Source organism: Candidatus Eisenbacteria bacterium (assembly GCA_005893305.1).
Taxonomy (GTDB): Bacteria; Eisenbacteria; RBG-16-71-46; order SZUA-252; family SZUA-252; genus WS-9.
In genome coordinates this window covers 52147-58223 of sequence record VBOZ01000029.1, presented here as the reverse complement: position 1 = coordinate 58223, position 6077 = coordinate 52147, and the positions used below count along the sequence as shown (strand labels likewise).

At 63.7% G+C, this 6077-nt stretch carries 5 protein-coding genes and 2 pseudogenes (1 of these 7 running past the window's edge); 3 read left to right on the top strand and 4 right to left on the bottom strand.

The window, feature by feature from the left end:
* Positions 1-338: 338 nt before the first annotated feature.
* Together E6K79_08920 and E6K79_08915 are read left to right on the top strand one after the other, a co-directional pair.
* Positions 339-2105, top strand: coding sequence for a DUF2156 domain-containing protein (locus E6K79_08920; protein TMQ63759.1), 1767 nt, complete (start codon positions 339-341; stop codon positions 2103-2105).
* Positions 2105-3103 carry a flippase-like domain-containing protein gene (locus E6K79_08915; protein ID TMQ63758.1) on the top strand — a complete coding sequence of 333 codons (999 nt, stop codon included), beginning with the start codon at positions 2105-2107 and terminating at the stop codon, positions 3101-3103. The genes E6K79_08920 and E6K79_08915 overlap by 1 nt, the downstream gene beginning before the upstream one ends.
* An 11-nt stretch (positions 3104-3114) precedes the next feature.
* Here E6K79_08915 and E6K79_08910 read toward each other — a convergent pair whose 3' ends face one another.
* The 4 genes and pseudogenes from E6K79_08910 to E6K79_08895 all read right to left on the bottom strand — a co-directional run bounded on the left by E6K79_08910 (position 3115) and on the right by E6K79_08895 (position 5596).
* Entirely contained in the window at positions 3115-3816 is a 702-nt protein-coding gene (locus E6K79_08910; protein TMQ63757.1) for a hypothetical protein, read from the bottom strand.
* 32 nt (positions 3817-3848) lie between these two features.
* A pseudogene (locus E6K79_08905) lies at positions 3849-3956 on the bottom strand (pirin family protein).
* A gap of 8 nt (positions 3957-3964) precedes the next feature.
* Positions 3965-4555: a DNA starvation/stationary phase protection protein gene (locus E6K79_08900; protein TMQ63756.1), complete on the bottom strand. Its 591-nt coding sequence runs from the start codon at positions 4553-4555 to the stop codon at positions 3965-3967.
* Between the two features lie 54 nt (positions 4556-4609).
* Positions 4610-5596 (bottom strand): aldo/keto reductase, encoded by a 987-nt coding sequence (locus tag E6K79_08895; GenBank protein ID TMQ63755.1) that lies wholly within the window; start codon positions 5594-5596, stop codon positions 4610-4612.
* 176 nt (positions 5597-5772) lie between these two features.
* On the opposite strand from E6K79_08895, the pseudogene E6K79_08890 reads away from it, so the two are divergent.
* Positions 5773-6077: pseudogene (locus E6K79_08890) on the top strand (alpha/beta hydrolase) (it continues 557 nt past the right edge of the window).

Here is a 6077-nt window from a genome sequence, read left to right as displayed (position 1 = left end):
ATGTGCGGGCGTCACGTCCAATCGAAGGCGCGGGAGGATCGGGCTGCTCGGCCAGTGAGGTTGCGGTGAATGCGATTGCGGCAAACAGAGAGATTGCTGCGAGTGTTCTTGCGGGGCCCAGTCTCAACGGTCACACATCGCAGTTGCCCTCCCAGCGGATTCGAAGCTTCGGCTTGCCCCAGAGCCGTTCGGACATCCTGCTACCCAGGAAACCCCCGTGGGCCAGTAATACCCCAAGACAAGGCCGCAGTTGCACAGATACTTGCAAGAAGCCTGCCCCGCTCGGCAAAAAGGTGGCATTTCCCCCGCCGAGGCGCTCGGGGCTATAGTTGCCGGACATGAACCTGAAACGGGCTTCGCAGCTGGCAACCGGGCGGAGCTTTCATGTCGGCGCAAACCCGACAGAGGGCGGTCTTGTGACGAAGGGGCCGTACCGCTTCGTACGCCATCCGGCGGACCCCGCCGAGTCGGAGCGGCGCCGCTTCATCATTCCGATCCTGGCGCTCGTCACCCTCGGGAGCGGGATCGCGAATCTGCTTTCCCTGCTCGACCGCGCGTGGCCCCGCAGGACAACCGGGCTGATCGAGCTCTTCCCCATGGAGTTTCTCCACGTCTCCCGCTTCATCACCCTGCTGATCGGCTTCGCCCTCATCGTCACCTCGCTCAACGTCTATCGTCGAAAGGAGCGGGCGTTTCACAGCGTGTTGGTCCTTTCCTGCGCCTCGGTCGTATTTCATCTGACTCGGGGGCTCAACTACGAGGATGCGATCCTCTCGCTTGCGCTCGTGGCGCTGTTCCTCGCCGCACGCGACCAGTTCCGCGTGCGAAGCGCGGTCCCCAACATCGGCGCCGCGCTGATCGTTATCGCCGTGGCGACGGTCGTCGTCCTCGGCTACGGAATCGCAGGCTTTTGGTACATGGACCGCCGGGATTTCGGGATCGACTTCACGGTCCCTGACTCGATCCGGCGGACGCTGGAGTTCCTCACCCTTCAGAGCGATCCGGCGATCGTCGCGCACACGAGGCACGCACGTTGGTTCCTGAACTCGCTCAACGTCATCGCCACGATCGCCGCCGGCTATTCGCTATTTCAGCTCTATCGTCCGGTGGCATACAGGTTCTCGATCGGGCCGCGCGACCACGCGGCTGCGAGCGAGATCGTGACATGCTACGGGCGGTCGGCGCTCGACTACTTCAAGACGTGGCCCGACAAAACCCTGTTCTTCTCCCCTTCGCGCCGCGCGTTCCTGGCGTACCGGGTGGCGGGGTCGGACGCGGTGGTGCTCGGCGATCCGGTGGGGCCTGAGGAGGAGATCGAGAACACGATCCGACCCTTCATGATCCTCTGCGAGGAGAGCGACTGGAGATTGGGCTTTCACCAGACGCTGCCCGACTTCCTTCCGATCTACCGCCGGCTGGGCTTCAAGAAGCTCAAGATCGGCGACGACGCCATCGTGGATCTCACGCGATTCTCGCTCGAGGGAAGGAAGATGCGGGAGTTCCGGAACGCGCTGACCAGGATGGGCAAGGTGGGCATCGGCTTCCGGCGCTACGATCCTCCGATCACGAGGGAGGTCATGCATGAGGTGCGCGACGTCTCGAACGAGTGGCTACTCTTCTCGGGCCGGAGGGAGCGTCAGTTCAGCCTCGGAACGTTCCAGCAGGATTACGTGGGAAGTACGCCGATCGTCGCCGCCACGGATGCCGGCGGTCGGATCCTCGCCTTCGTGAACATCGTCCCCTCCTACCACCAGGGCGAGACGACGATCGACCTCATGCGTCGCCGTACCGAGGCCCCGAACGGGATCATGGACTTCCTCTTCGTGAATCTGTTCCTCGAAAGCAGAGAGAAGGGATTCACGCGGTTCAACTTCGGCTTGGCGCCGATGTCCGGCTTCGCGGAGCAGGACGAAGGCTCCCGCGAGGAGCGCGCGATCCATGCCTTTTTCCAGCGGCTCAACTTCCTCTTCAGCTATCGAGGCCTCCGGAGCTACAAGGCCAAATTCGCGACCTCCTGGGAGCCGCGGTACCTGGTCTACCGAAACGCGCTCGACCTCCCCCGCCTTGCCATCGCTCTGAGCCGCATCAGCGAACGGAAGGACTGATGCCGGTCGAGCCCGACGCTCCGCGGGCCCGTCACCTCATCGGTTACGCCCTCGCGGTATTCGGCCTCGTTTGGGTCCTTCATGACGTCTATTTCGGCACCGTGTTCGCCTCGATGCGACACATCCGTTGGGTCTGGGTCGCGCCCGCGATCCTCTTTGACGTCATGAGCTATGTCTGCCAGGGCGTGCGGTGGCGCTACCTGCTTCGGCCGGTCGGGCCCGTCTCCGCGGCCCGAGCCACGCAGGCGATCTACGCGGGGCTCTTCACCAACGAGGTGACGCCGCTCCGGGCCGGGGAGTTCGTTCGGGCGTATCTGGTCTCGCGCTGGACGGGGGTGAGGTTTCTCTCGATCGTGCCGTCGATCGCGGCGGAGCGCCTCTTCGACGGAGTCTGGCTCGCGATCGCGATCGGAATCACCGCGATGTTCGTCCCGCTCCCGCGCGATCTGATCGCGGGAGGGGACGTTCTTGGAGTGATCGTGATCGCGGCGACCGCATTGTTTCTATTCCTCGTCTATTGTCGCCGAAAGGACAGCGCGGGGGACGCGGCGGGGTCAAAGCGCGAAGGGCACCGTTCCCTTGCGCGGATGGTCTCCCACGTGGCGGAGGGCATCGGGCGGATCGGCCTTTCGCGGGATTCAATCGCTTCCCTGCTGATCTCGCCCCTGATCCTCGTATTCCAGGGAATCGCCCTCTGGATCATGATGCTTGCGTACGGATTCCCGCTCTCGATTTGGGTCGGAATCGCGGTCTTCCTGATCGTCCATCTGGGCACGGCGCTTCCCAACGCGCCCTCCAACATCGGCACGTATCAGTTCTTCTGCGTCGTGGGCCTCACCCTCTTCGGCATCGAGAAGAGCTCGGCCGTCGGCTTCTCGTTCGTCGCCTTCTTCCTGCTCACGCTGCCGCTGTGGATCTTGGGGCTTCTCGCCATCGCGCGTAGCGGCATGACGCTTCCCGCCATTCGCCACGAAATCGATCGCCTGATGAAGGGTTGAGCCTCCTGGGCTCAGCGCGCCGCCTTGAGAATCTGCTCGGCAACGGGACCGTACCTGTTGGCGAAACGATGCCCGCCCTCGATCGGAAACGAGGTCACGAGCCCGGCGTCCAGCCGATCGCAGATCGCTTCCTTGTCCTTGTATCCATAGAAACAGAGGATCCGGAGACCACGCAGCCTCTCCAGCTCCGGTGGGACCGGGAGCGCGGTCTTGCGGTGATGGGTGCCAAACCAATCGGTCAGATGAAACTGAAAATCAGCCTCCGCGCTCGGGGCGAGGAGCGCGAGGACCGGCACGCGGCTACGAAGGTCCGGCGGTAAGCGGTTCAACATGAACGGGAGCACATCGGCGCCCAGGGAGTAGCCGACCAGGACGGCCCGCTTCATCTTCCAGGACTGAAGATAGTGGCGGAGGATTCGTTCGAGGTCCGCGGAGGCCTCTTCGGGAGCGCGGCGCTTCTGGAAATAGTGGAGCGAGTTCAGCACGACGACCGGTACCCCGTGCTCGGCGAGAGTCCTGGCGATTCCTTTGTCGGTCACTCCGTAGCCGCCGTCCCCGGTCAGGGTCACCGCCATCGTCCCGGTGGAACTGCTGTCGGCCAAAACTTCGGTGAGGGGGAGGTCGTCGAGCGTGTCACCGGCCTGCGCCGCGAGCGCGTCCTTGAAGGACGGACCGCAGAGCAGGCTGACGAGGACGAGGATCAGCGCGGCCATCACCCATGGCTGGCTGCGGCGCCGGCCATCTCCTACCGCCCCTTCTTCGTCTTCAGAAACGTCCCGTCCTGAAGCTCCTCGAACGCCTCCCGAAGCTGATCCTGCGTGTTCATCACGATCGGGCCGTACCACGCCACCGCGAGGGTCGCTACTTCGCGCGCACCAGCGGTGTATCCACCGCATGCTCGGCGACGAACCAGACCTGGGACTCATTGGTCCGGATGATCGAGCTCACGATGAGATCGTTCGTGCCGTCGTCGCCTCGGTCGGCGGACAGACGCGCCATCGTGCGGGCCTCCTTGAGCACGATCTGGTGCGCGTGCATGAGACGGGACACTTGCGTCGGCAGATCCTCACGGCCCTTCGGCGGACGTGGAATCAAGGTCGTCTCGGCGATGTCGGGCGCCATGGCGAGGCTCACTCCGCCCAACGCCTGGATCCGCTCCGCGAGCGCGTCCACGAGCACACTCTGCTCTTCGAAATGCTTGTCGAACAGGAGATGAAGGGAGTAGAAGGTGGGCCCGGCCGCCTGCCAGTGGTGCTTCTTGTAAAGATCGCGCAGCGTCATCGAATCGGCAAGGAGCTGATTCAGGTTCGAGACACTCTCCCTGCAGACCGTTTCGTCCAGGGCGATCGGCATCCGGACGAGGTGGCCGTACGGTTGGATCTCGTGCGCATTCTGCCGCTGCAGCGGGGTGGCCTGCGCTAGGATTTCGTCCGCATCCAGGGTCTTGGTCATGGGAGTTTCGCTCCTTTCGGTTGCGTTCCTCGTTCCACGCCGGTCAGCGACCGGTTATCCGTTTACGGTCAGCATCCCGGCCTGAGGATAGCGGTCCCCTGCCGTGACACCTTTCGGCGCGACCTCGGCGATCCGCTCCATCTCCGCGGGCGTCAGGACGAATTCCGGGGCGCGCACGTTTTCCTCGAGAAAGCGACGGTGCTTGGTCCCCGGGATCGGCACGATGTCCTGGCCTTGTCCGAGAAGCCAGGCCAGGACAAGCTGGGTCGGCGTGCAACCCTTCTCGCGCGCGATCTCCTCTACCCTGGACACGAGGTCGAGGTTCTTCTGAAAATTCGCGCCTTGAAACCGAGGATGGTTGCGGCGGAAATCGTCGGCCGGCAAATCCTCCGGCTTTCGGAATCGCCCTGAGAGAAAGCCGCGGCCGATGGGGCTGTAGGCGACGAACCCGATCCCCAGCTCACGGCAGGTCGGGAGGATCTCGTCCTCGGGATCGCGGCTCCAGAGGGAGTACTCGGTTTGGAGCGCCGTGATCGGGTGCACCTTGTGGGCCCGGCGGATCGTCGCCGGGGACGCCTCCGAGAGGCCCAGGTAGCGTACCTTCCCCTCCCGGACCAGGCCCGCCATGGCGCCCACGGTGTCTTCGATCGGAACGCTTCGGTCCACTCGGTGCTGGTAGTAGAGGTCGATCACCTCCACGCCGAGACGTTTCAGTGACGCGTCGCAGGCGGCGCGAACGTAGTCGGGACGGCCGTTGACTCCCAAAAAGCTACCGTCGGGGCCCCGCACGTTTCCGAATTTCGTGGCGACCACGAGGCGGTCGCGGCGACCCTGGATTGCCCGGCCGACGAGGATCTCATTCTTGAATGGGCCATAGATGTCGGCTGTGTCCAGAAACGTGACACCGAGGTCGATCGCGCGGTGGATCGTGGCCAGCGACTCCGTCTCGTCGGACTGCCCGTAGAACTCTGACATCCCCATGCACCCTAGCCCAAGGGCGGACACCTCGAGGCCCTGTCGTCCCAGCTTGCGCTTTGTCATCGTGGTTGGCCTCCCCCGCGGCGGCTCGGCGGATTAGGAATGTTTGGATGCGCGACGATCCCTGAGGGTACACTGAACCGGCTAACAGCGCCCCGCATCGATTGCAATTATAGTCCCGCGCGGCAGCGATCGCTCTGCCCATGTACCGCACTCGCCCGCACGAAAGGGGACCCGCCATGCCGTACACGACCGTTGGCAAGGAAAACTCAGGGAACATCGATATCTACTATGAGGATCACGGAGCCGGGAAGCCGGTCGTTCTGATTCACGGTTGGCCCCTAAGCGGTCGTTCGTGGGAGAAGCAAACCATGGCGCTGCTCGAGGCGGGTCATCGGGTCATCACGTACGATCGGCGGGGATTCGGCGAATCGAGCAAGCCGACGTCGGGCTACGACTACGATACCTTCGCCGAGGATCTGAACAAGCTCATCACGCATCTCGAGCTTAAAGATTTCACACTGGTGGGATTTTCCATGGGTGG

Bases quoted from the DNA above. Each gene is read 5' to 3' on its own strand.
- E6K79_08920 (TMQ63759.1), top strand. From the start codon at position 339: ATGAACCTGAAACGGGCTTCGCAGCTGGCAACCGGGCGGAGCTTTCAT.
- E6K79_08915 (TMQ63758.1), top strand. From the start codon at position 2,105: ATGCCGGTCGAGCCCGACGCTCCGCGGGCCCGTCACCTCATCGGTTAC.
- E6K79_08910 (TMQ63757.1), bottom strand. From the start codon at position 3,816: ATGGCCGCGCTGATCCTCGTCCTCGTCAGCCTGCTCTGCGGTCCGTCC.
- E6K79_08900 (TMQ63756.1), bottom strand. From the start codon at position 4,555: ATGACCAAGACCCTGGATGCGGACGAAATCCTAGCGCAGGCCACCCCG.
- E6K79_08895 (TMQ63755.1), bottom strand. From the start codon at position 5,596: ATGACAAAGCGCAAGCTGGGACGACAGGGCCTCGAGGTGTCCGCCCTT.